The 22,193-nt window shown below is 64.6% G+C and carries 22 protein-coding genes and 8 pseudogenes; 10 read left to right on the forward strand and 20 right to left on the reverse strand.

Features of this window, described 5'->3' with window-relative positions:
- Nucleotides 1–94 precede the first annotated feature (94 nt).
- The 5 genes and pseudogenes from ACHMWU_RS07475 to ACHMWU_RS07495 form a co-directional block, all read right to left on the reverse strand.
- Nucleotides 95–256: pseudogene (locus ACHMWU_RS07475) on the reverse strand (enoyl-CoA hydratase/isomerase family protein); the annotation flags it as partial.
- Nucleotide 257: 1 nt separating this feature from the next.
- Nucleotides 258–1,217 carry a hypothetical protein gene (locus ACHMWU_RS07480; RefSeq protein ID WP_396042458.1) on the reverse strand — a complete coding sequence of 320 codons (960 nt, stop codon included), beginning with the start codon at nt 1,215–1,217 and terminating at the stop codon, nt 258–260.
- Nucleotides 1,217–1,558: a cyclase family protein gene (locus tag ACHMWU_RS07485; protein ID WP_396042460.1), complete on the reverse strand. Its 342-nt coding sequence runs from the start codon at nt 1,556–1,558 to the stop codon at nt 1,217–1,219. Before ACHMWU_RS07485 ends, ACHMWU_RS07480 begins: the two co-directional genes overlap by 1 nt.
- Nucleotides 1,521–2,075 carry a hypothetical protein gene (locus tag ACHMWU_RS07490; protein ID WP_396042462.1) on the reverse strand — a complete coding sequence of 185 codons (555 nt, stop codon included), beginning with the start codon at nt 2,073–2,075 and terminating at the stop codon, nt 1,521–1,523. The genes ACHMWU_RS07485 and ACHMWU_RS07490 overlap by 38 nt, the downstream gene beginning before the upstream one ends.
- Nucleotides 2,072–2,788 carry an enoyl-CoA hydratase/isomerase family protein gene (locus ACHMWU_RS07495; RefSeq protein WP_396042464.1) on the reverse strand — a complete coding sequence of 239 codons (717 nt, stop codon included), beginning with the start codon at nt 2,786–2,788 and terminating at the stop codon, nt 2,072–2,074. The genes ACHMWU_RS07490 and ACHMWU_RS07495 overlap by 4 nt, the downstream gene beginning before the upstream one ends.
- A gap of 184 nt (nt 2,789–2,972) precedes the next feature.
- On the opposite strand from ACHMWU_RS07495, the gene ACHMWU_RS07500 reads away from it, so the two are divergent.
- From ACHMWU_RS07500 to ACHMWU_RS07515, 4 genes and pseudogenes are all read left to right on the forward strand, one after another.
- A complete protein-coding gene (locus tag ACHMWU_RS07500; RefSeq protein ID WP_396042466.1) occupies nt 2,973–3,725 on the forward strand; it encodes a TetR/AcrR family transcriptional regulator in 753 nt (250 codons plus the stop codon).
- Nucleotides 3,722–3,988: pseudogene (locus tag ACHMWU_RS07505) on the forward strand (acyl-CoA dehydrogenase family protein); the annotation flags it as partial. The gene ACHMWU_RS07500 and the pseudogene ACHMWU_RS07505, both read left to right, overlap by 4 nt.
- 97 nt (nt 3,989–4,085) lie before the next feature.
- Nucleotides 4,086–4,355, forward strand: a complete 270-nt coding sequence (locus tag ACHMWU_RS07510; protein WP_396042468.1) for an acyl-CoA dehydrogenase family protein — start codon at nt 4,086–4,088, stop codon at nt 4,353–4,355.
- Complete coding sequence (locus tag ACHMWU_RS07515; RefSeq protein ID WP_396042470.1) at nt 4,342–4,896, forward strand: acyl-CoA dehydrogenase family protein; 555 nt, start codon at nt 4,342–4,344, stop codon at nt 4,894–4,896. The genes ACHMWU_RS07510 and ACHMWU_RS07515 overlap by 14 nt, the downstream gene beginning before the upstream one ends.
- Before the next feature lie 297 nt (nt 4,897–5,193).
- Here ACHMWU_RS07515 and ACHMWU_RS07520 read toward each other — a convergent pair whose 3' ends face one another.
- The 4 genes and pseudogenes from ACHMWU_RS07520 to ACHMWU_RS07535 all read right to left on the reverse strand — a co-directional run bounded on the left by ACHMWU_RS07520 (nt 5,194) and on the right by ACHMWU_RS07535 (nt 6,914).
- Nucleotides 5,194–5,661, reverse strand: coding sequence for a VWA domain-containing protein (locus ACHMWU_RS07520; protein WP_396042472.1), 468 nt, complete (start codon nt 5,659–5,661; stop codon nt 5,194–5,196).
- 249 nt (nt 5,662–5,910) lie between these two features.
- Nucleotides 5,911–6,372, reverse strand: coding sequence for a hypothetical protein (locus ACHMWU_RS07525; RefSeq protein WP_396043075.1), 462 nt, complete (start codon nt 6,370–6,372; stop codon nt 5,911–5,913).
- 59 nt (nt 6,373–6,431) lie between these two features.
- Nucleotides 6,432–6,506: pseudogene (locus ACHMWU_RS07530) on the reverse strand (hypothetical protein); the annotation flags it as partial.
- A gap of 84 nt (nt 6,507–6,590) precedes the next feature.
- Nucleotides 6,591–6,914: a hypothetical protein gene (locus ACHMWU_RS07535; RefSeq protein WP_396042474.1), complete on the reverse strand. Its 324-nt coding sequence runs from the start codon at nt 6,912–6,914 to the stop codon at nt 6,591–6,593.
- 220 nt (nt 6,915–7,134) lie between these two features.
- Between ACHMWU_RS07535 and ACHMWU_RS07540 the strand changes: the two are divergent.
- Nucleotides 7,135–7,943, forward strand: a pseudogene (locus ACHMWU_RS07540) (mycofactocin-coupled SDR family oxidoreductase).
- Nucleotides 7,944–8,191: 248 nt separating this feature from the next.
- Here the strand turns inward: ACHMWU_RS07540 and ACHMWU_RS07545 are convergent.
- The 3 genes from ACHMWU_RS07545 to ACHMWU_RS07555 form a co-directional block, all read right to left on the reverse strand.
- Nucleotides 8,192–9,076 (reverse strand): ABC transporter permease, encoded by an 885-nt coding sequence (locus ACHMWU_RS07545; RefSeq protein WP_396042476.1) that lies wholly within the window; start codon nt 9,074–9,076, stop codon nt 8,192–8,194.
- 136 nt (nt 9,077–9,212) lie between these two features.
- Complete coding sequence (locus ACHMWU_RS07550; RefSeq protein WP_396042478.1) at nt 9,213–10,667, reverse strand: sugar ABC transporter ATP-binding protein; 1,455 nt, start codon at nt 10,665–10,667, stop codon at nt 9,213–9,215.
- 42 nt (nt 10,668–10,709) lie between these two features.
- Nucleotides 10,710–11,882, reverse strand: a complete 1,173-nt coding sequence (locus tag ACHMWU_RS07555; protein WP_396042480.1) for a sugar ABC transporter substrate-binding protein — start codon at nt 11,880–11,882, stop codon at nt 10,710–10,712.
- Nucleotides 11,883–12,490: 608 nt separating this feature from the next.
- On the opposite strand from ACHMWU_RS07555, the pseudogene ACHMWU_RS07560 reads away from it, so the two are divergent.
- A pseudogene (locus ACHMWU_RS07560) lies at nt 12,491–12,754 on the forward strand (SDR family NAD(P)-dependent oxidoreductase); the annotation flags it as partial.
- Nucleotides 12,735–13,256, forward strand: a complete 522-nt coding sequence (locus ACHMWU_RS07565; RefSeq protein ID WP_396043017.1) for an SDR family oxidoreductase — start codon at nt 12,735–12,737, stop codon at nt 13,254–13,256. The pseudogene ACHMWU_RS07560 and the gene ACHMWU_RS07565, both read left to right, overlap by 20 nt.
- Before the next feature lie 1,266 nt (nt 13,257–14,522).
- Here the strand turns inward: ACHMWU_RS07565 and ACHMWU_RS07570 are convergent.
- Entirely contained in the window at nt 14,523–15,779 is a 1,257-nt protein-coding gene (locus tag ACHMWU_RS07570; RefSeq protein WP_396042482.1) for an LLM class flavin-dependent oxidoreductase, read from the reverse strand.
- Nucleotides 15,780–15,962: 183 nt separating this feature from the next.
- On the opposite strand from ACHMWU_RS07570, the gene ACHMWU_RS07575 reads away from it, so the two are divergent.
- Nucleotides 15,963–16,553, forward strand: a complete 591-nt coding sequence (locus ACHMWU_RS07575; RefSeq protein WP_396042484.1) for a flavin reductase family protein — start codon at nt 15,963–15,965, stop codon at nt 16,551–16,553.
- A gap of 89 nt (nt 16,554–16,642) precedes the next feature.
- On the opposite strand, the gene ACHMWU_RS07580 is transcribed toward ACHMWU_RS07575, so the two are convergent.
- Nucleotides 16,643–17,488: a mycofactocin-coupled SDR family oxidoreductase gene (locus ACHMWU_RS07580; protein ID WP_396042486.1), complete on the reverse strand. Its 846-nt coding sequence runs from the start codon at nt 17,486–17,488 to the stop codon at nt 16,643–16,645.
- A gap of 182 nt (nt 17,489–17,670) precedes the next feature.
- Between ACHMWU_RS07580 and ACHMWU_RS07585 the strand changes: the two are divergent.
- Together ACHMWU_RS07585 and ACHMWU_RS07590 are read left to right on the forward strand one after the other, a co-directional pair.
- Nucleotides 17,671–17,862 (forward strand): annotated as a pseudogene (locus tag ACHMWU_RS07585) (SDR family NAD(P)-dependent oxidoreductase); the annotation flags it as partial.
- A gap of 103 nt (nt 17,863–17,965) precedes the next feature.
- A complete protein-coding gene (locus ACHMWU_RS07590; protein ID WP_396042488.1) occupies nt 17,966–18,502 on the forward strand; it encodes an SDR family NAD(P)-dependent oxidoreductase in 537 nt (178 codons plus the stop codon).
- 56 nt (nt 18,503–18,558) lie between these two features.
- Here ACHMWU_RS07590 and ACHMWU_RS07595 read toward each other — a convergent pair whose 3' ends face one another.
- From ACHMWU_RS07595 to ACHMWU_RS07620, 6 genes and pseudogenes are all read right to left on the reverse strand, one after another.
- Nucleotides 18,559–19,335, reverse strand: a complete 777-nt coding sequence (locus ACHMWU_RS07595; RefSeq protein ID WP_396042490.1) for an enoyl-CoA hydratase/isomerase family protein — start codon at nt 19,333–19,335, stop codon at nt 18,559–18,561.
- A complete protein-coding gene (locus tag ACHMWU_RS07600) occupies nt 19,332–19,766 on the reverse strand; it encodes a MaoC family dehydratase (RefSeq protein ID WP_396042492.1) in 435 nt (144 codons plus the stop codon). Before ACHMWU_RS07600 ends, ACHMWU_RS07595 begins: the two co-directional genes overlap by 4 nt.
- Entirely contained in the window at nt 19,763–20,206 is a 444-nt protein-coding gene (locus ACHMWU_RS07605; RefSeq protein WP_396042494.1) for a hypothetical protein, read from the reverse strand. The genes ACHMWU_RS07600 and ACHMWU_RS07605 overlap by 4 nt, the downstream gene beginning before the upstream one ends.
- 25 nt (nt 20,207–20,231) lie before the next feature.
- Nucleotides 20,232–20,986: pseudogene (locus tag ACHMWU_RS07610) on the reverse strand (SDR family NAD(P)-dependent oxidoreductase).
- The gene (locus ACHMWU_RS07615; protein ID WP_396043019.1) at nt 20,986–21,393 is read right to left on the reverse strand and encodes an acyl-CoA dehydrogenase family protein; all 408 of its coding nucleotides are present in this window, start codon (nt 21,391–21,393) and stop codon (nt 20,986–20,988) included. Before ACHMWU_RS07615 ends, ACHMWU_RS07610 begins: the two are co-directional and overlap by 1 nt.
- Before the next feature lie 158 nt (nt 21,394–21,551).
- Nucleotides 21,552–22,178: pseudogene (locus ACHMWU_RS07620) on the reverse strand (acyl-CoA dehydrogenase family protein); the annotation flags it as partial.
- Between the last annotated feature and the right edge of the window lie 15 nt (nt 22,179–22,193).

Below are 22,193 nucleotides of genomic sequence, written 5' to 3' on the forward strand. Positions count from 1 at the left end.
CGGTATTGGCGGCGGGCGCGACCTCGGGCCCGAAGGCATTCGCCTCTTGATAGCCGTTGATGTCGCCGCCCGCGCAGAACGCCTTGTCGCCGCTGCCCCGGATGATCGCGACCCGGATCTCGTCGTCGGACTCGATGCGGGCGTAGGCCTGCTTGAGTCCTTCACGCATCGCGGCGTCGACGGCGTTCCGGCGAGCGGGGTTGACGAGCGTCACCACGGCGATGCCGTCGGTGACCTCGAAATCGATGGATCCCATGTCAGACCTCTCGTCGTTCTGCAGTGAAGGGGATCAGCCCTGCGCGGAGCACCCGGCTGTGGAGTCGACGACCGAGCACCGACTCGGCGACCAGGCCCGCCTCGAGCAGCGCCTCGCGATCGATGCCCGTCGAGATTCCCATCTGCTCGAGACCGGCGACGAGGTCCTCGGTCGTCACGTTGCCGCTTTCGCCGACATCGCCCTGGTCGACCATGGACGGCTCACCACCCACGCCACCGAGGCTGGCGTCGACCGTCTGCGCACCGGCGGCTATCGCGGCGAGGACGTTGGCGATGCCAAGCCCGCGGTTGTCGTGGAAGTGGGCGATGAAATGAGCGTCAGGCCAGGTCGATGCCGCCGTGCTGAACAGGTCGCTGACCGTGGCTGGGTCGGCGGTTCCCGTGGTGTCGCCGAACATGATGGTGCGCACTCCGAGACCATGAACCCACTCCACGGTGTCCAAGACGTCCTCGCGCGGAACCCGGCCCTGGATGGGGCAGCCGTAGGCCGTCGCAACGCCGATGAGCGGGTCGATTCCTTCCTCGACGAGCCGATCGACCATCTCGGCCACCACGATGCGGTGGTCGTGGTGGTTGCGGCGCAAGTTGGCGAGGTTGTGCGGCTCGCTGACCGAGTACGGGATTCCGCACCGATTGATGTTTCGCACCGTCCGATGCGCCTCGACGACTCCCTGCACACCACGGGCATTGACCGTCAGCACCCGGATCGCGACGTCCGGCGGTACTGCTGCGAGCAGGTCGAGCGAGTCGGCGAACTGCGGCACCAGCTTCGCCGGTACGAACGACGTGACGTCCAGCTCCGACACCCCGCTCGCCACAAGGGCGTTCAGGACCGCGACCTTGTCCGCGGTGGGAAGCACATCGGGCCAGCCCTGGATGCCGTCGCGGAGAAAGGCATCGCAGACCACGACGTCAGCCGTGCTGTGGGGCGCGGTGCTCATCAGATCAGCGCGACCGGGTTGACGGGGCTACCGACGCCACCCACCAGCGGCATGGGAGCGATGGTGACCATGAATGCTGGCCGGTCCAAGTCGGCGACCGCCTCCAGGTCGAGCAGCTCGACCAGGAAGATGCCGCGGTCGCGGATGAGTGCGACGTGCAGCGGTGCTGCATCCATCGGGTCCGGCGATGGACCGTACTCGACCGCGATGTTGTCGGCACCGGCGAACACGAAACCCTGCTCGTCGATCCACCCCGCGCAGTCGGGGGACAGTCCCGACCAGTGTTCTTCGGTGGCCGTGCCGTCACGCCAGCGCCTCAGCCAGCCCGTCCTTACGAGCAACGAGTCGCCTGGTTCGGGGGTGATCCCCGTGGCCTCGACGGCGGCCCTGCAGCTCGTCGACATGGATCATCCGCTCGCCGCTGTCGCCGGTGTCGAGATCGACGAAGATCGAGCGGGTAACGATGGGGCCGACTGTCTCCATCCCGCAACGGGACGCTCCTCGACTCGTGACGGTGTTGGCCGAGATCCCGTTGTACATGAGACCGTCGCGCCACACGTGCGACAGCGCATCGAGATGGGTCGTGCCATGAGTCGCGACCAGCACGTAGTCGTCGGCGAACCCGAATCCCTTCTCTTTGAGCCCGGCGGCGTAGTCGCCACCGTGTCGGGTCATGAAGTGCTGGAGGGAGGCACGCCCCTTGAAGTGAGGGCCCGAGCCCGCGACCATGTCGACTGCGAGCGAGACGGTCCTGCCTTGCTGGACAGAGCCGACCGCACGCATGACCGACTCATCGGTGATGCGATTGAGGGCACCGCGCTCGTCGTCGACACCCCAGCGCCCCCATGCCTTGCTCATGCCTGGCCTCCGATCGTGGCCCACGCAGCCGGCCGCTTCTCCGCGAATGCCTGCAGGCCCTCGCGGGCATCGGGCATCCCCAGCCCAACCGTCAGCATCCCCTTGAGCATCTGCATCTTCGTCTCCAGACCATCGTTGAGTGCTGCATAGAACGCCGTGCGTCCGAGCGCGACCGCCTGCGGCGATGCCTTTTCAAGTTCCAGCACGAGGCTCTCCACGGCAGCGTCGAGCTGGTCCGGCGCGACGATCGTGAGCGGCAGACCCATCGCTGAGGCCTCGGCTGCGTCGAACCGCCGACCGGTCAGCATCAGCTGCAGCACGAGCTTCGGCGCCATGGTGTGCAGGAGGGGAACGGTGATCATGTAGGGCCACAGACCGACGTGGACCTCTGGGATGCCGAAGACTGCTCGGTCGCTGGCGACGATGAAGTCGCAAGCCGACGCGAGTCCACAGCCGCCGGCGAGTGCGTACCCCTGGACCCGAGCGATGGTCGGCTTGCCGAGATCCCACAGGGCACCGAAGACCTCAGCGAGCTGCGAACGGCCCTGGTGCGCCTCGAACTCGCTGCCCGCTTCTGCCATCTGACTCAGGTCGCCGCCCGCGCAGAAGGCCCGATCGCCAGCGCCGGCAAGGACGACGGACCTGACGGCGGGGTCTTCCTTCGCGTCACGCAGCCGGTCGTTGAGGCTGAAGCACGTGGTTCGACAACGCATTCCGCGCCTCGGGCCGGTTGATGGTCAGCCACGCGGCACTGCCTCGCACGTCGTAGAGGACGTCAGTCACTGGAGCTCAGCCTTTCTGGTCCGGCCACATTCGATGTCAGCGGCCACAAAGAACTCTATCAACACTAATGTTGACTGACAAGGTTGATACGATCGCCATCGACCAGGAGGAAACGTGAGCGAGATCGCTAAGAGGCGTGCGGCCGCGGCCGCGTCCGCAGACACCAACCCCGCGTACCAAGAGCGTGTGGAGCTGATCCGGCGCGCAGCCGGCAAGGTCTTCCACCAACGCGGGTTCCGTGGCACCAGCTCTAACGACATCGCTGCCGAGGCAGGGGTCGATCGGGCGTCGCTCTACTACTACGTCGGCTCCAAGGAGCAGCTTTTTCGCGATGTGGTGTCCGAGGCAGTGTCCGCCAACATCGCGGCGGCCCACGCCGTGTCGGCCATGGACGCGCCTGCGGCAGAAAAATTGTCGATGATGATTCAAAGCCTCATGAAGTCATTCGAGGAGCACTACCCGTACATGTACGTGTTCGTGCAGGAGGACGTCGCCAAACTGGCCACTGAAGGCGCCTCCGATCAGGGCTGGAGCGAGACCGTCCAGGCCTGGAACACCGACTACTTCCAGCTCGTCCGACAGACCATCGCCGACGGCATCGCGGACGGCTCGTTCCAGACACCCCTTCCGGCCGGGGTAGCAGCGAACTGCATCATCGGGATGTTGAACTACTCCAACCTGTGGTTCAAGCCCAACGGCCTGATGGACGCCGATGAGATCGGCAAGGGCATCTCGCAGCTGCCATCGACGGCCTGCGGCGCTAGTCACGTTGTCAACATTCACGTTGACGTATACCCGGTCAACGCCTACGTTAATGGTGTTCCCGCCGATCGCAGAGGTGTACTCACGTGTTCCAACTCGAAATGAATCCCGACCAGCGCTCGTTCGTCGAGTCGATCGAAAATGCGTGCCGCAAATTTGATGACGCGTACTGGACCGAGCACGACCAGGGGCACAAGTTCCCTCAGGACTTCTTCGAGGCGATGGTCGATGTCGGCGTCGTCGGCATGCTGGCGCCGGAGGAGTACGGCGGGGCAGGCGCCTCCATCGAAGATGCGGCGCTCGCATTGGAAGCCATCTCCCAAAGCGGTGCGGGCATCAACGGCTGCTCGACGGTCCACCTGTCGATGTTCGGCTTCCACCCTCTCGTAGTGCACGGCACCGACGAGCTGAAGGCCAAGTACTCTACCCCGCATCACGAGCGGCGAGATCCACGTGTCATTCAGCGTGACGGAGCCCGATGCCGGCAGCGACACAGGTCGCATCTCGACGCGCGCCATCGAGACCGAGGACGGATGGGTCCTCAGAGGCCGGAAGGTCTGGATGACCAAGGCTCAGCAGTCATCCACGGTTCTGATCCTCGCCCGCACCACCCCCATCGACCAGGTCGAGCGACCCATCGACGGACTGTCCCTCTTCGTAGCCGACCTCGACCCCAACTTTGTCGACATCAAGCCCATCAACAAGATGGGGACGCAATGCGGTGTCGAGCTGTGAGGTCGTCTTCGACGATCTGCCGGTTCCTCGGATGAACCTCGTCGGCGAGCTCGGCCGGGGGTTCTACACGATCCTCGACGGCCTGAACCCCGAGCGAGTGCTCGTCGCAGCCGAGGCCGTCGGTCTTGGGAAGGTCGCGCTCGAGCGCGCTGTCCGATACGCGAACGAGCGGGTCGTGTTCAACCGACAGATCGGCCAGAACCAAGGCATCCAGCACCCGCTTGCGGACGCCTACATGCAGCTGCGCGGCGCGGCAGCCATCGTGCAGCAGGCCGCACGACTGTACGACTCCGGCCGGCCCTGCGGCACCGAGGCCAACACCGCCAAGTTCCTGGCCGCGCGGGCGGCGTTCTACGCGTGCGATCGCGCCGTGCAGACGCACGGAGGGTTCGGATACGCAGTTGAGTACCAGGTCGAGCGCTTCTTCCGCGAGGCACGGATGCTCCGCATCACACCGGTGAGCGAGGAGCAGATCATGAACTACGTCGCCGAGCGTGAGCTCGCACTCCCCGGTCGTACTGACCGGGTCGGGCCGTCGTAGGGCCGAGCCGCTCGTGCAGAGAACGAGCGGCACGGCCCTATGTTGCGAAGATCCTCGAGAGCCCTGGGCCGACGTCGCGGTAGGTCGCGGCACTCGCCACCCTCCCACGGCCCACTAGCGCCAGTTCGCGCCCCAGATCGAGGTCGTTCTCACCGGATGTGTCGAGCAGCACGTCCAGTCGCGGCAGTCTGGACGCGATCTCACGGGGGTCGGGCCCCGCGTTGTGAACGCAGTCCGAGAGCAGCAGCACGCGCGCATCGCGGCTCGGGACGCGCGCCAGCTGCTTCGCCGCGACCTCTAGGGGGAGCTGACGTTGGTGAGACCGCGGGACGGAAGCCGCAGCAGCATGTCGAGCACTCTCTGCGGGCTGGACGGTTGGCCCAGCGGAACGAGCAGGGACGCGTCCGACCAGAAGGCGACGACCGCCACGTGGTCGGCCGACAGCTCTGCAAACAGTGCCCCCACCGTGGCAGCCGCTGTCGTGGCGCGCTCGCCGTTCATCGATCCCGAGACATCGACGGCAAGCACGACCGAGCGGCGGCTACTCATTCGCTCGCGGACGATAATGTCATCATCCTCGGGGATTGGCCGCCCAACGAGCCGGGCGACCGTTGCCTCCAGGTCGATGTCGTCCGAGCCACCGCGATAGCGGACGCTCCTGACCGCTCCAGTGCCGCGACGCGCGATCACGTCGCGGCGAGCCCGCGGCACCGACAACCGCGCCGCTATCCGACGCACCCGCCGCGCCACCTCCGGATCGACCATCGAGGAGCTTGCGTCGTCGGGAACCAGCTCGGCGTCGTCATCGGTGGCACCGGTCCCACTGCCCGGCGGTTGTGCCCCTGATGCCCCGCGGTCATCTGGGTCCCTGCGAGACGTCCCGCCTCCCGCGCCGCCCGCTCCAGACCAAGGCTGCAGCTCAGCACCCTCCGTCGGCTCGCCTTCGGCTTCCGCCGCAACGGCTTGAGACCTGCTGTGCGACTCCGCGCAGGGGTGTCCCTGACCAGCGGCGAGTCAGCCTCGACGGCTCTTCAACCGGGAGCCGCGGACGCCGCCGCAAGGATGAAGTGATCTTCCCAGATCTGGCGAAGGACCGACTCCAGGCGTGGCCTCGACCACTTCGTCCAGGTGGATGCGCCCAGACAGCGCCACAACCATGGCATCCCAGATCGTGGACGTGTACGTTGCACGTTCGGGATCGGTCTCGGCACCGAGGAATCGACCGCGACCCGGCGAGGCCACACCCCTCAGGGCCAGAAGCTCGTTCGCGACGAGCGCGAGGTCGATCGCGCCGCGGACGCTGCTACCTTGGCGGATGTCTGGGTGGACCCGCGTGGCACGCGTCACGGCGACGGCATCCTGGCGCACGTGGTCGAAGAGATCGGCGGGCAGGTCGATGCTCGCGCTCTGCGCCCGACGCTCAACGATCTTGCGCTCGGCGCCAGCGTCCTGGTAGTCGATCGACAGTCTCTGCACATCCGGTCGTGGACACTCGACGAGAGTCGCGTCGTGCCAACGTTGTCGAAGGGATTCATCGACGCAATGACGCGAAATGAGTCCTTGGCCTCGATCGTGCCGACACGGGGCACGGTCACCTTGCGGTCGGCCATCGCCGTCAGCAGCGTGTTGAGGGTGTCATCCGGTGAGCGGTTCGAACTCCTCGATGTAGAGGAAGCCCCCTTCTCTCATCGCGGTCAGCAGCGGGCCGTCAACGAAGTTCTGGGGCGTGTATCCGTCCTGCAGTACCTGAGCAGGATGGTGGTGCCCCAGAGCTTCGACGGCGTCAGGTCGGCATTGCCCTCCACAAACACCAGCGGCACGCCCCACTCGCGGGTGATGGCGCCGAGCAGAGTTGTCTTCGAGGTGCCTGGCGGCCCTTCGATGACCAGGTCGCGCCCCGCACCTACCGCGGCCAGCAGGAGTTCGAGCTCGTGGCTGCGCCCCACCACCTGAGTCGAGACACGACGACGCACGTCTACGATCGCGTTGACATCTACACCAGTGATTCGGTTGACCATGATCGATACTTCCCTCACTTAGACTGCCTTCATATGATCCAACTTTTATCCTTGTATTTCAGGATAATTCGACCATTTTGCATGTTCGGCCGGACCGATTCGATGGAGATGGTCACCATTGACTTCCGAGCATACAGTTCTTAACTTTAGACCTATCGTCAACACGTGTGTTGCATCACAATCTGATGTCACGCCGTGCCATTTGAAGGGACTTGTGAACATGGGTAGCAGAGTTGAAGGCAAGGTAGCGTTCATCACCGGTGCGGGCCGAGGCCAAGGCCGCAGTCACGCCATCCGGCTCGCCGAGGAGGGCGCTGACATCATCGCTGTCGACGGACTGGTCGACTACGACACCGTCGCTTACGCGATGTCGGCAGAAGAAGACCTGGCACAGACGGTCAAGGAGGTCGAGGCGCTCGATCGGCGGGATCATCGCCACCAAGGCCGACGTGCGCGACCCGCAGCACTGGCGGCAGCCGTCAATGCAGGCGTCGCTGAGCTCGGTCGGCTCGACATCGTGTGCGCCAACGCCGGTATCTGCACCGTCCAGCCATGGGACAAGGTGACGGACCGCGCTGGCAGGACACGATCGACGTCAACCTGACGGGAGTCTGGAACACCGTCGTGGCCGCGCTACCGCACCTTGTCGCCGCGAAGGCCGGCTCGATCATCATCACCAGCTCGACCGGCGGCACCAAGGGACAACCGTTCCTGACGCCTTACATTGCGGCCAAGCACGGGTCGTCGGCATCGCCCGCTCGTTGGCCAAACGAACTGGGATCACTCAATATTCGCGTCAACACGGTGCATCCGACCGGTGTCAACACCAACATGCTCGAAGGGCTCGGCGGCATGCCCGAGCTGATCGGCCTGGCCCCCTCGACCGGCGGGATCTTCGAGAACACGTTGCCCGTGGAGTTCGTCGAACCTCGGGACATCAGCAACGCAGTGCTCTACCTGGCGTCTGACGAGGCGCGCTACGTGACAGGCACACAGACCATGGTGGATGCCGGCGCCACCAATCGCTGAACCTCACGTCACGACCGCGCGGCGCTCGCCCCATGGGGCGGGCGCCGCGCGGTCGCTTGCGTCTCGGGCCACCAGCAACGACTAGAAGGGTGGTGGCCGTCTTTGCGACGGACACCACCCTTCAGATGCGGACCGTCAGATTGCAGAAGTCGCAGTCGTCGACGCTTTCGACGAAGCCTTGCGTCGCAGCCCCCACCCGCGCTGCCGACCGACTGACAGCGAGACAGCAAGGATCAACGCGACTCCGCTTAACATGTCCTGTACCCATTGGATGCCTGACACCAGCTGAAGTCCTTGAACCCCGATAGCGAGGACCACGATTGCCAGCAACGTCCCCACACGTTGAACCGCCCGGGACGAAGTTGCGTGGACCCGAGGAAGACGGCTGCGAACGCCGGCAAGAGCAGGGTCTGGTTGAACGACAGGGACGGCCCAGTCAGTGAGACGTACAGAACCCCCGCGAATGCGGAGATCGTGGACGAGGCGATCAACGAGATCCACGACCATCGCGCGGTTTGGATGCCCGCCAGCTTCGCGGCGATGGGATTGCTACCGGTCGCGTACATGTAGCGTCCGACCGGCGTCATGGCCAAGACCCACCAGACCACCAGAGCGATGACGGCCAGATAGACGATCACGAACTGGAAGCCGAACAGCGGGTGCTGGCTGATGTCGCTGAAGAAGGTGGAGGCAACTGGGAGCGGCGTCTCAGAGTTCGTGACGATGGACTGGACGGCGAGGAGTACCGATCCCATCCCCAGCGTGGCAATGAACGAGTTCACACCGAACACGACGACCACCAGCCCGTTGACAAACCCGATGACGGCTCCGACCAGGACAGCGATGAGGATGGCCCAGATAGCAGGCACCCCGTTGTCGTTCTGGACGACAACGGCGATGAGCCCGCACAAGTTCGCGGTGAAGCCGACCGAGAGGTCGAACTGACCGCACACCATGGGGATGAGCAGCGCCACTGCCACCATGCCTGCGACTGCCTGCTGGGACGCGATCAGGTGAAGCGTATCGGCCGTCAGGAAGGTGTCAGGACTCCAGAAGCCGAAGACGATGACGAACAGGACGCCTAGGTAGATGCCGCTGAAGCGGTCGAGGCCGAAGCCGAACTTGGTCTTCACGAGTGGTCCTTTTCTACTGAGGGGCTCGAACCGTCGTGCAGGGCCCGGTTGAGCTCGGTGTCGTTGATCCTCTTTCCGCGGAGGATGCTCGCGATTGCTCCGTCCTTGACGACCAGCACCTGGGTACAGACGGCGGTCAGTCGTCCTGGTCGGTCGAGCTGATGACGACGGCTGCACCTGCTGCCGCCGCGATGAGGATCTGCTGGTGGATCTCGACCTTTGCCCCGATGTCAACGCCCTGGGTCGGATCGTCGAGAAGAAGTACCGACGGGGAGGTTCTCAACCACTTCGCCAGCAGGATCTTTTGCTGGTTGCCGCCGCTGAAGCTGGAGAGCGGCAGCTCCAGTCCGCCGACCGGGCGAACGTCAAGCTTGGCGAACCACTCGGCGACTTCTGCCCGCTCGGCGGTGGTGTCTACCCGCAGACGATTCCAAAAGGTCGTCAAGTCCACCATCGACAGGTTCTCGCGGGCAGTGAGCGCCATGAGGCCGCCGCGGGTCCCGACGGTCGGGAGGCATGTAGCCGATGCCCGACTTGACGGCGCTACGCGGGTCGTCTGCGGGGACCGACACGCCGCCCACGGCCACATCGCCGGTGGAGCGCGACACGGCTCCGAAGACCGCACCGAGCAACGTCTCCGTCCCGATCCGGTCAAGCCATGCACCCCGATGATCTCGCCAGCTCTTGCCTCGAACGACACGTCGGACAAAGGTCCGGCCGAGAGGTCCTTGACCGTGAGAACCGGTGGTGCGTCGCTGTCGGAGAGATGCACGACGTCGTGGTCGATGTGCTCGGCATTCTCGAGCTCGGCGCCAAGGAGCATGTGGACGAGGGTGTCCTTGTCGACCGAGGCGACCTGACGCGTTCCGACCAGTTGACCGTCACGCAGAACCGACACAGTTCTAGCCAAGGCGAATACTTCGTCCAGGTGGTGCGTCACGTAGAGGATGCCAACCCCGCTCGCGGCAGTCGAGCGCAAGATCTCGAGCAGGTGTCGCACCTCGTCCACCGGAAGGCTAGCCGTCGGCTCGTCCAAGACCAGCAGGTCCGGACGTTCGCCGGCACTGTTGTCGAGTGCACGGGCGATTGCCACACCCGTGCGCTGCGCGGGGCTGAGGGCCGACACCTGGGTCTTTGGACTGATGTCGAGACCGACGCGTGACAGCGCTCGCTCAGCCTGCCTCAATGCCTGGCGGCTGCGGATCGTGCCCCATCGCGTCGGGAAGCCCACGCCGATTGCCAAGTTGTTGAGGACAGTGTCTTCAACAATGAGCCCGAGGTCTTGGTGGACAAAGCGGCATCCACTCTGACGGGAGGCCGACGACGAACCCAGGCTCAACGGTTCGCCGGCGACGCTCACTCTGCCACCGGGGTCGGGCTGGTGAAATCCGGAGAGAATCTTGATGAGCGTGGACTTGCCCGAGCCGTTCTGGCCTAGCAAGGCGTGGATCTCGCCTCGCTCGATGGTCAGATCGACGTCGGACAGCACGGTCTTGCCGGAGAAGGACTTCGACACGTGGCTGAGCTCCAGCGCAGGCACAGCTTTGCCCTCCTCCTCCTTCTCGAGGACGATCGCTGGTTGTGTTGTCATATCTACTCCTTCTCCGGCTTCCGTGGATGGGCGGTGGGTCCGTCAGCCCGTGACGTTCCAGAGCTTCTGGAACTGGGCCAGCGCGTCCTTGGGCGCGTCGTACTCACCGTCAAGCTGGTCGATGTTGTCCTTCGTGAACAGCTGGAAGGGCTGGTCGCCGTTCTGCTCCGATCCCTCCTGCGTGCCTGTCTGCAGGCGGAAGGCAGCGTCAGCCATGGCGTATCCCTGGTAGAACCAGCTGGTCCCGATCCACGCGTGCTGCGTGCCCTTCTTGATGGACGCCACCGCGTTCGAGTCGATCCCGGAGCCGCCGACCTTGACCTTCGTGAGACCGGCCGCCTTGAGGGCAGAGTCGATGCCGGTCGCGAAACCGGAGTTGTCGAAGAACAGGTAGCCGACGGAGCGGTCTGCGCGGAGCTTGGAGACCAGGGCAGGGTTGATCTTGCCGCCCGCCAGGTCCGACGGCGTGAACTTCGCGACCTCCACGGAGCAGCCGGGGCAGAGTCGATCGACCTCGTCGGTGAATCCGCGAACGAACTCGGCGAGGATCGGGTAGGCGCTCAGGTTCTGCACGATGGCCTTGCCCTTGCCGTCCGAGTCGGACACGAACCATGACGCGAGCGCCTTGCCGGTCTCGTACCGGGCCTCACCACCTCCCGCGTCGGTGTTGATGGTCTCGGTGTTCGCCTTGGGGAAGATGGAGCCGATCACGATCTTGGCGTCAGCGTCGGTGTACGACTTGATGACGCTGTCGCCGAACACGTCCGCCGGAAGACCCGCCTCGCCTACGAACTTTGCCCCTTTGGACAGGGCCGTCTTCAGCGCTGCCTGGACGGTTGCGGGATCCGCGACGTTGTAGGGGATCTGCTCGGCGTCCCACCCTGCGGACTCCACGGCTTCCTGGAAGGACTTGCCGATGAGCGTGTTGGCTGGATTCGGGTCGAGCAGGTAGACCGCCTTCGTGCCTGCCTCCGGAGCCTTGGCCAGCGGGACGGTCGAGTTGATCTGCGTGGGAGCCGTCTGAGCCTTCTCTGCGAGTCCCGCGGCCTCCTTCACCTGGGCAGCTGTCGTCTTGCCAGCACCCCCGGACGCGCCATCTGACGAGGCTCCGTCCGACCCGCCACACGCTGCAGAGGCCATCAAGAGGGCGGCGATCCCGCCGATGCCGAGGACGCGCCCGGTCTTCCCGAGCCTCGTGGAGGTTGAAGTTGTCATGCGCATTTCTCCGTGTCGTGAATGGTCAGGCGCCCGAGTCGGCAGACCAGGAAGGACAGGCCCACGGCCCGCTTGGATGTGTCTCCTCGAGTCCCCCACCGCGATGGCGCGGGTTCGAGCCCAGCTCTTCTCGACGAGCAGAGGGCGATCATGCGTTGCCAGCCACGTGATCTACCTCACTGTCGACGTAGTACGGGCCTGACACTAGGTCCGTTCCGAGATCTTGTCAACAGATCTGTTGAGGATGACTCCTGCTTCCAATTGCACCTAAATTGCACGTCTGATCAGAGTAAGTCGTGATCTGTGCGATCCTTCTATCGCATAAATCAACGGAGATGTTGACTCCATGGTTTGCTCGACATACGCTCCTGTGGCACCCATCACACCTCCCGGCATCGAAGCCGGCCAACTACGAAGGAGCACGTCATGGGACGTCTCGAGAACAAGGTGGCTCTCGTCACCGGAGCGGCGAGGGGCCAGGGCCGATCGCACGCGCTGCGTCTAGCTGAAGAGGGCGCAGACATCATTGCGATCGACCTCTGCGACCAGATGGAGACAGTTCCCTACGCGATGTCCTCGCGGTCCGACCTCGAGCGCACGGCAGAGTCGTGGAGGCCCTGGACCGTCGAATCTCCACGCACCAGGCCGACGTCCGCGACCTGTCCGAGATGCAGCGAGCAGTTGACGCAGGTGTAGCCACGGTCGGAGACATCGACATCGTCGTGGCGAATGCCGGCATCTTCAGCACCGCTCCCACTCGCGACATGTCGCCGAAGGTGTGGCAGGACATGATCGACGTGAATCTGACCGGCGTCTGGAACACGGTTCGCGCCGCTGTGCCGGCGATGCTCGATCGCGGCCAGGGCGGATCACTCGTCCTCATCAGCCTCGAGCGCCGGCATCCGCGGATTTCCTGCTTTCTCGCACTACACCGCAGCCAAGCACGGCGTGGTCGGCCTCATGAAGTCCTTCGCGGGAGAGTTCGGACCGGCACGTATCCGGGTCAACTCCATTCATCCATCGTCAGTCGACACCGACATGATCAAGAACGACACCATGTACAAGTTGTTCCGACCAGACCTGGAGAACCCGGGGCCGGACGACTACGGCGACCTGTTCCAGTCGATGCACATGCTTCCTGAGCGGTGGGCCGACCCTCGGGACATCTCGAACGCCGTGCTCTTCTTGGCTTCGGACGAGAGCCGGTACGTCACAGGGCTCCAGCGAAGGTCGACTTCGGGTACTGCGAGAAGTGACGCACCGCGTGGCCGTCTGATCGGGCTGACCGCCGTCCAAGCCGCATCCCCGCGGGCTGCGCGGTCCGGAGGAAACGACGAACGCGAATGCTCAAGACAGCGACCGAGCCCCCCATGAGTCTTCCTCCACGCTGGTGGAACTCATCGGGCGCGGCTCGGTCGCCTTGCGGCGGTCCGCTGACGGTCTCGACGTCTTCCTGCCGTTGCCGACCCCGACGGCTCATCCCCTTTGCACGCCCTCCTCGCGACATACGCTGCGGTTCGCCCGACCTCGATGCCACCATTTTCGGCAGGTCGCCGCTCGACACCGATGCTGCGGCTCGTGAAGGATGTCAACGTCGCGTTTGCGGGTACTCGTTGGCCTCAGGGACGAAATCATGACCTGCCACTCGCGCTCCAAGAGCCCGGCAGACCGAGGCACATCCGAAACGAGCACGAGCCGCGCGCAGCTGCCGATGACTCATGTCGGCGCTGTGTACAAGCTCGTCGTGTCACCGATCGAGGCCCTTGATGTATCCGACCAGCACGTGCTGCTTCAGATATTGCGGAGACACGACCCGATCAATCCGACCGCGCATCGCGACACTACCGCCGGCCGGGTCGATCTGCAGACCCGCTGGAGGGCAACGTCATCGGCTGCGCCGCGAAGGCCTTCCGAGTCGTCGAGTACGACAGGCCACGTCGCACGTCAGCCCCGTATACGCGGAGACGCCCCCACCTGATCCGGCCCTCGCCTTGCATGCAGGGTTGTCATCACGGCCGCTTCATGAGCAAACGCGCAACTCCTGATGGACCATCAACCACGGAGGGGCTCAACTGCTCAGGGGCGCAACCCGATGGCTCGAGCACACCCGAGGCACAGATCCGCGCTGCGAACGTCGATACGCAGATCGACGTACATCGGCCACTCCACCGCCCATTGTCCGCACGCAGTATCTGAATCGCCGAAGCGGCGAAGGTGCTGGGTCCCGATCGGCTCCCTCCGGCTCGTGCTTCCGGCAGCGAAATGCCGACACGTCACGAAGTAGTCCCGCGTGGCCATGTCGGCGGTACCTCGAGCACCTCTCGAACTGGTCATGTCGAGTCACGCCTATCGCTAGCGCCTTTGGTCGACGACGTGAATCCGGACATTGCGTGCCACGTCGACCCACCCCTTGCCCGTCGCGTACTCGATCATCGCGTCGAAGCCTCGAACGCCACTCCTCATCATCCGCCAGTTCGCCGGCGAGCGAACGCAGCCGGTCCACAGGGATGTCTACGTGCCCCTCGCCAACCCATCGAACACCGCCGATTGCCGTGCCGGCGGACTTGTCGGTCGCGAAGGCAAGGGACGTGAAGTCCCAAGGCTCCTCAAGCAGAAGCCGGTCACCGATGTCGTTGATGATCACGTGTGAGTTCCTTGCTGAGTAGATGGTGCTGCCGGAGTAAAGAAGCCCCGCGCCGCACCACACATGGGCGGCGCGAGACCTCGTGGCTCTACTTGGCAGCGACTGCTGCGCGCTCGCGCTCGAAGCGCTCCTGCGCCTCGGCCTGACCTGCAGCCGTAGCGGTGGCACCAGCGCCGCCGCTGTTGACCGTCTCGTCGTATCCGCGCTGCCGGCGAGCCTTCGACCCGTTGAACTCGGGCATGACGCGCTCGGCGATGAGCTCGCAGCTTCCGCACACTGTTCTCGTAGTTGGCCCACTCACCGTGAAGCACCAAGAGCTTGCCGAATCCGCCGGACTTCTCCTGCATCCGCTTGACCTGCTCGACCGCCATCTCGGGGGTTCCGATGACACCGAATCCGGTTGAGTTGATGCCGTCGATGAGGACGTCGACGTCATCGACCTCCTGCATACCGGGACTGACGTGTGAGAGGTAGTTCATCAGATACAGCAGTCCGTGACGAGCATTCTCGCGCGCCTGTTCCTCAGTCTCCGCGATGTGCATCGGGCACGTCAGACGCCAGTTGGCGCGGTCAACCGTCTGGCCGTTCTCGGCCGCGATCTCCTCGGCAATGCCCCAGTGCTTTTGCAGCATCTCTGCACCGGCCGGATCGGTGGCAGCGAGCGACAGGATGCCTGCACCATACTTGCCAGCCAGCTTCGGACCTGTCGGTGAGACTGTCGCGGTGACTGCCGTCTGGATTTTCGCCGAGTAGGGTGCGATCTGGATGTATGCCTGCTGGATGTCGTACCAGTCGGTCTTCTCCGTCACGGTTTCGCCCGCAAGCAGACGAGTGATGACGTCGAACGACTGCTCCATCTTGCGCCGGTTCTCGACCGGGTCGATGCCGATAGAACGGGAGTCGTCGACCAACTGACCGGGTCCGGCACCGAAGATCATGCGTCCGCGCGTGAGGTGGTCCAGCAGGACCAGGCGATCGGCCAGGATGAACGGGTTGTGGTAGGGCAACGACACGACCCCGAGACCGAGCTTGATGCGAGAGGTGCGCTGCGAGACAGCTGCCAGGAACAACGTGGGGTCGGCGACGATCTCCACTCCGCCCGAGTGGTGCTCGCCGATCCAGAACTCAGAGAACCCGAGACGATCCATCTCGACTGCCAGTTCAATGTCTTGGTTGATGGCCAGGTGCGCGTCAGTGTCTACCTTGTGCCACGGGGCCAAGAAGGCTCCGAATTCGATCGGTGTGTACTCCATGGTTCTAGTCCTTCGACGTGGATTCTGACGTCAATACGTCCTGTGCCTCGACGGTAGGCAGTTCGAGGGCGTGTGATCTGTCTCATTCCGCGACAGACTTGGTCCGGTTTGACGTGATGGACTGGCCGCACATCGACGAAGAGGAGGTCGGCCATGCACGCAGTTGCCGAAACCGAGCAGGACATGAGCAGCGACGACCAGCACTGGTTGGATGACCACGCTCCCACCTGGAGGCCTCTGATCCTAGGCCGGTCGGCCGTGACGCCCGACGAGTTCAAGGCTGCCTTCCGAAATCACCCTGCCGGCGTGGCCATCATCACCGCTGACCCCGGCGACGGACCCGTGGCGATGACCGCGACCTCAGTGTTCTCGGTCAGCGCAGCCCCGCCGCTGCTCGTCTTCTCGATCTCGGCCATCTCGTCGGCTGCTCCGAGCATCCTCCGATCGAAGACCGTGGTCGTCCATCTGCTCGGTGCCGAGCAGCTCCATCTGGCCAAGATCGGGTCCACGAGCGGTATCGACCGGTTCGCTGACACCACGCTGTGGAGCCGCCTAGATACCGGTGAGCCGTTCTTCCCGGCGGCACATGCATGGATCCGCGGACGGATCGTGAACGAGATGGTCGCCGGAGGTTCGACGGTCGTTGCGGTCCAGGCGCTCGAGTCGGCTGCCCCGCCGGCCGATGACCCGGCCGCCGACGCAGCTGCCTCCGAGCCGCTGGTCTACCACAACAGGACATGGCACCGCCTGAGCGAGACGTCGAAGATCGACTAAGCGGTCGGGCCGTCCAGGCCATCGGGCCACGATCCTCAGTGATCGTGACCCGATGGCTTCTCGCTGTCAGCTAACGGGTGGGGCGCCCGTCATACCGGCGCCGTGTTGAAGCCCGGCAGGAGCAAGTGGCCGCCATCGACCGGCATCTCGATGCCGGTGATGCGTTTGGCGTCGTCAGAGGCCAGGAACACCACCGCCCCGCTGATCTCGTTCGGTTCGATGAGCCCCCCGATGGCATGCCAGTGACGGGAGTTCTGCTCATGCTCGGCACGCGTGGAGCCCGGCTTGCCGCCCGTCATGTCATAGCAGCCCTGCCAGTTGGTCATGCCGGAGTCGACGAATCCAGGCATGATCGCGTTGACCCGGACTCCGTACGGAGCCAGCTCCAGGGCGACCGACTTCATCAAGCCGAGCACGCCATGCTTGGCGGCCGTGTAGTGCGCAGAGCCGGGCTGGCCCTCCTTGCCATTGACCGATGCTGTCAGGATGATCGAGCCGCTTCTGCGCGACATCATGTGCGGGCCCAGCGCACGAAGAGCCCTCCACACCGCTGTCAGGTTCACATCGATCATGTCCTGCCACACGTCGTCGGGCATGTCCCAGAAGTCGCCGCGTGTCCAGATGCCGTGGTTCACAGCGGCGATGTCGACCGCGCCCAGCTCGGCGACGATGTCGTCGACGGCCGTCTGGACCTGCGTTCCGTCGCGCATGTCGACCTGTCGCGTCCACACGCGCGTGCCGTGCTCCTCGAGCTCCTTGTGAGCCCGGGTGAGGTCATCGACCGTCGACATGGCGTAGGGGACGGTCTCGATCTGCTCACAAATATCGACCACGGCGATGTCGGCGCCCTCCGCCGCCAAGACATGCGCGTGGCTCAGACCTTGGCCCCGGGCTCCTCCCGTGACGAGTGCAACGCGTCCATCAAGCTTGCCCATTTCTGCTCCTGACCGCCGACAGCATCGGACCGTCGACCTCTAGGTCCACGACGTTAGGCAGCCCGTGAGGAGCATCTCTGTCCGACATTGGGACACGCCTTTGCGGCCAACAGATCTACCGTCGACAGTGACGGCGGTCACCTCGATCGTCACCAGATCTGGCAGAAGAAAGCAGAAGCGCAATGAGCAAAGCAGAAGGAAAAGTCGCCCTCGTCACCGGTGCTGCGCGAGGCCAGGGCCGTTCACATGCGGTACGACTGGCCGAGGAAGGCGCCGACGTCATCATCGTCGACGTGCCACGCCCGATCATCGACATCGGCTACCCGACCGGCACGTCCGACGAGCTCGCCGAGACCGCCGAGCTCGTCCGGGCTACTGGCCGTCGCGCCGAGGTCATCGAGGCTGACGTCCGCGACTTCGACGTTCTCGAAGCTTGGTGTGAACGCCGCCGTCGGGACGCTGGGCCGCCTGGACATCGTGTCCGCGAACGCCGGAATCGCGTCCAACCCCTACCTGTCACACGAGCTGCCGCCCGCGACCTGGAACCAGATGATCGACATCAACCTGACCGGTGTCTGGAACACGACTCGCGTGGCAGTTCCGCACATCCTCGCCGGCGGGAGGGGCGGATCGGTGGTCCTGACGAGCTCTGCCGCAGGTTTGAAGGGCTACGCGCACATCTCCCACTACACCGCGGCCAAGCACGGCGTTGTTGGGCTGATGCGCAGCCTCGCCTCGGAGCTCGCGCCCTCGAGCATCCGGGTCAACTCGTTGCATCCGACGCAAGTCGACACGCCCATGATCCAGAACGAGGGCACCTACCGGATCTTCTCGCCAGATCACCCCAACCCTGGCCGCGCGGAGTTCGAGGTAGCGTCGACCGCCACCAACAAGCTTCCCCATCCCGTGGGTCGAGGTGGACGACGTCAGCAACGCCCTGCTGTTCCTCGTCTCCGACGAGGCCGATACATCACCGGCGCGACGCTCCCGATCGACGCAGGCACCACCCTGTAGCACCAACGCACGGAAGGGGTGTTGGACCGATCGGTCCAACACCCCTTCTGTGTTCGTCAGATGTTACGGAAGACGGCCGACCGCTTCTCCAGGAACGCCGCGACCCCCTCGCGGGCGTCCTCGGAGCCCAGCACACGAGCATTCATTGCGTGCTCGAACACGAACCCGGTGACGGAGTCGGCGTGCCGGTTCACGATCTCCTTCGATGTCTGCACCGCGATCGGACCTTTGGCCGCCAGCTGTTCGCACCACTGCAGCGCCACCGTCTCGACACGCGACGGCTCAGTGACCTCGTTGACCAGGTTGAGAGCCAGGGCCTGCTCGGCGTCCAACGTGGTCCCGAGCAACAGCATTGACTTGGCAACTGCCATGGGAACCTGTTGGGGAAGCCGGATGTGGGTTCCGTCGCCCGGGATGAGGCCCAGCGAAGCTTCGGGCAGACCGAACACCGCGTCGCTCCCGACCACCCGCAAGTCTGTTCCCAGCAACATCTCGAAGCCCGCACCGAAGCAACCGCCCCGTACGGCTGCCACCACCGGCTTCATCAGTCCGCTCAGGAAACGGGTCGTCGGATCGGGATTCAGCGTGTCGCGACCGGCATCGAGCGCCACCGGGATCATCGCCTTCAGATCTCCCCCAGCGCAGAAGGCCTTGTCGCCGGCACCTGTGAGCATGACGGCCCGCACCTCGCGGTCAGCCTGCAGATCGGCGCACACGTCGCGCAGCTCTGGACCATGTCGAGTGTCAGAGCATTTCGCTTTGCCGGCCGGTCCAGCGTGACGACTGCGACGTGCCCGTCCTTCGAACAGGTGACCCGTTCCGTCGTCGCTCATGCCGAGAACCCCACCGGCAGAAGGACCACCGCGGTGCCGACAATGGCACGTCGTCCGCCGACGACCTCAGCCCACACTTCGCAATCAGCGCGGACTCCGTCGTCGGTGGCGCTGACGGTCGTGACTGTTCCTCCCACTTCGACGTCGTCGCCGGCAAATACGTTGCCAGTGAACGAACACTTGATCGATGTGATCGCAGCTCGGGATCCTGCCCACGCGGTCAGCATGTTCATGATGTACGCCATAGTGCTGCCGCCCTGATTGACGAAACGATCGCCGAGACCGGAGGCTGCCACGGCGTCGCGGTCGAAGTGGATCGGGTTGGGATCGCGAAGGATGAGCGCCATCATGGCGATGTCCTCCGCTCGGATGTTCGTGACAATGACGCTCGGGATCGTGGTCCCGACTTCGACGCCCACCGTGGTGCTCATGCTCGCCCTCCTCGCTTGAACAGGTAGGTGCTCGCGACTCGGCCGACCTTCTGCACCTCGTCGCGCAGCTCAACCACGACCTCGACACTGTCGAGGCGGGACCCGTCGCGAATCGTTCGCGTGCCGACGTCGCCGATCGACGCGTCGCTCGTGTACGTGCCGCCCACCAGCATGGGCGCTTCCTGGACAACTTCGCACGAACCGAACAGCAGCGTGTCTCCCTCGGCCTGCCGCGCGAGAGCACACAGCTGTTCAACTGTGATGCCCATGCAGCGAAGGGACGCGATGACGAACCAGAGCGGGTGGGCGATGCCGTCGTCTTCGTCTTCGGCGCGAAGGGCGAGGTCGCCGATGGCTGCCTCATGGGGCAGGACGTCGATCGTCCCGCCAGGCAGCACGCGTCCCTCACCTCGTTCGCGCAACGCGTCGATGGTGATCATTGAAAACTCCTAGAACGAGATATGGCTAGTAGATGGTGTAGCCGCCATCGACAACGACCTCGTTGCCGGTGTGGAAGGTCAAGGTCGGGTCGGCAAGGAACGAGGCGACTTCGTGGAACTCCTCGGGCTGGGCCCAGCGTCGAGCGGGCGTCCTGGCTGTCGTTGCCTTCATGAACGCCTCGTCCTCTCGCAGATGCGTGTTCATCGCCGTAGCGGTCCAACCGGGTATCAGCAGGTTGACGCGGACCTGGTGACGCGCCAGCTCCACCGCGAGAGTGCGGCCGAGACCGATCAACCCGTTCTTGCTGGTCGTGCAGCAGCCTGCGTCGCGCCGCCGTACCGGGAGATCATCGAGGAGACGACGACCATCGATCCTCCCTCGCCTCGCTCGATGAAGTGACGTGCTGCTTCGCGGGTGCACAGGAAGGTCCCGTCGAGGTTCGTCCGGAGCACCCTGTGCCATTCGTCCAACGTCGTGTCGACGTAGGAAGAAGCGGCCGCGATCCCGGCGTTCGCCATCAGGCAGTCGACCTTCCCGTGACGTGCAACGGTGCGGGCCATGGCCTCGGCGACACCGGCCTCGTCGGCGGTGTCGCATGCCTCTGAGGACGCGTCGATGCCGGCCTCGGTGAGCTCAGCGACGGCCTCCTCGTTTCGGGGCTGTGTCCTCGACCAGATGACGACTGAGGCACCGGCTCGGCCCACGCCGTGAGCCATGCCGAGCCCGAGCCCGCTGTTACCGCCCGTGATGACGACCGTGCGACCGGTCAGGTCCACCATCAGTACGACCTCGGCAGACCCAGCGTGTGCTGCGCGATGTGGTTAAGCACCATCTGCGTCGAGACGGGTGCCACCTGCTGGAGACGCATGATGGACCACAGGTCAGCCAGTCCGTACTCACTGGCCAGACCGTTGCCGCCATGCACCTGGATCGCGGTGTCGAGTGCCTTGAATCCGGCTCTCGACGCAAGGAACTTGGCCATGTTGGACTCTTCGCCGGCGGGCATCCCGGCGTCGAAGAGTGCGGCGGCACGCCACACCATCCCCCGTGCAGCCTCGAGCTCGATGTGCGCTTCCGCCAGCGGGTGCTGAACGCCCTGGTGGCTGCCGGTCGGGACGCCCAGACCATGCGCTCCTTGCTGTACGCCACTCCCTTGTCGAGCGCATACCGTGCGATGCCGGTACAGATGACAGCGCTGAGCACCCGCTCCGGGTTGAGGCCGTCGAAGATCGGCCGCAGGCCGTGCCCGACGTCGCCGATGACCGAGTCAACAGGCAGTCGCACGTCGTCGAAGAACAGAGTGAACTGCCGTTCGGGCGCTTGAGAGCGCGTGGGATCAGGCCGGCTGAGTCCGGCCACAGTCGGGTCGTCGACAATGGAACAGCGTCGCTGTCCGCGACCGGTCGTCCCATCGGTTCCAGTCCTCGCCACGAGGAGAAAGTGATCGCAATGATCAACGCCGGAGATGTAGTACTTCGTGCCTTTGACGACCCACTCGTCTCCGTCGAGATGCGCGGTGGTGCTGACATTGTGCGAGTTCGAGCCAGCATCCGGCTCGGTGAGGGCGAAGACGAATTTTTCCGCGCCGCTGGCGATACCGGGGAGGTAGCGCTGCTTCTGCTCCTCGGTGCCGTGCAGCGGGAGGATCGATCCAGCTATGCCCTGCGACAGGACCATGGCGAGCTCAGGGCAACCGCCCGCCGCCATCTCCTCCAGGACGATGGACAGTTCCGTGAGACCAGCGCCGCCTCCGCCATACTCCTCGGGGATGTTCAGTCCGAGGAAGCCGAGCGCACCCAAGGTGTCCCACAGTTCCTGCATGGGCTCGCCGGAAGCTGAGCACTTCATGAAGTAGTCGTGGCCGAACCGTGCGACGATGTCGCGGACCGTCGACCGGAGCACGCGCTCCTCCTCGGTCGGGTGCAGCGGGAGGCTCGGAGCCGCAGCGCGGTCAACGGGAATGGTGGTCATGTGTCACTCCTAGTG

Source organism: Aeromicrobium sp. UC242_57 (genome assembly GCF_044452305.1).
GTDB lineage: Bacteria > Actinomycetota > Actinomycetes > Propionibacteriales > Nocardioidaceae > Aeromicrobium.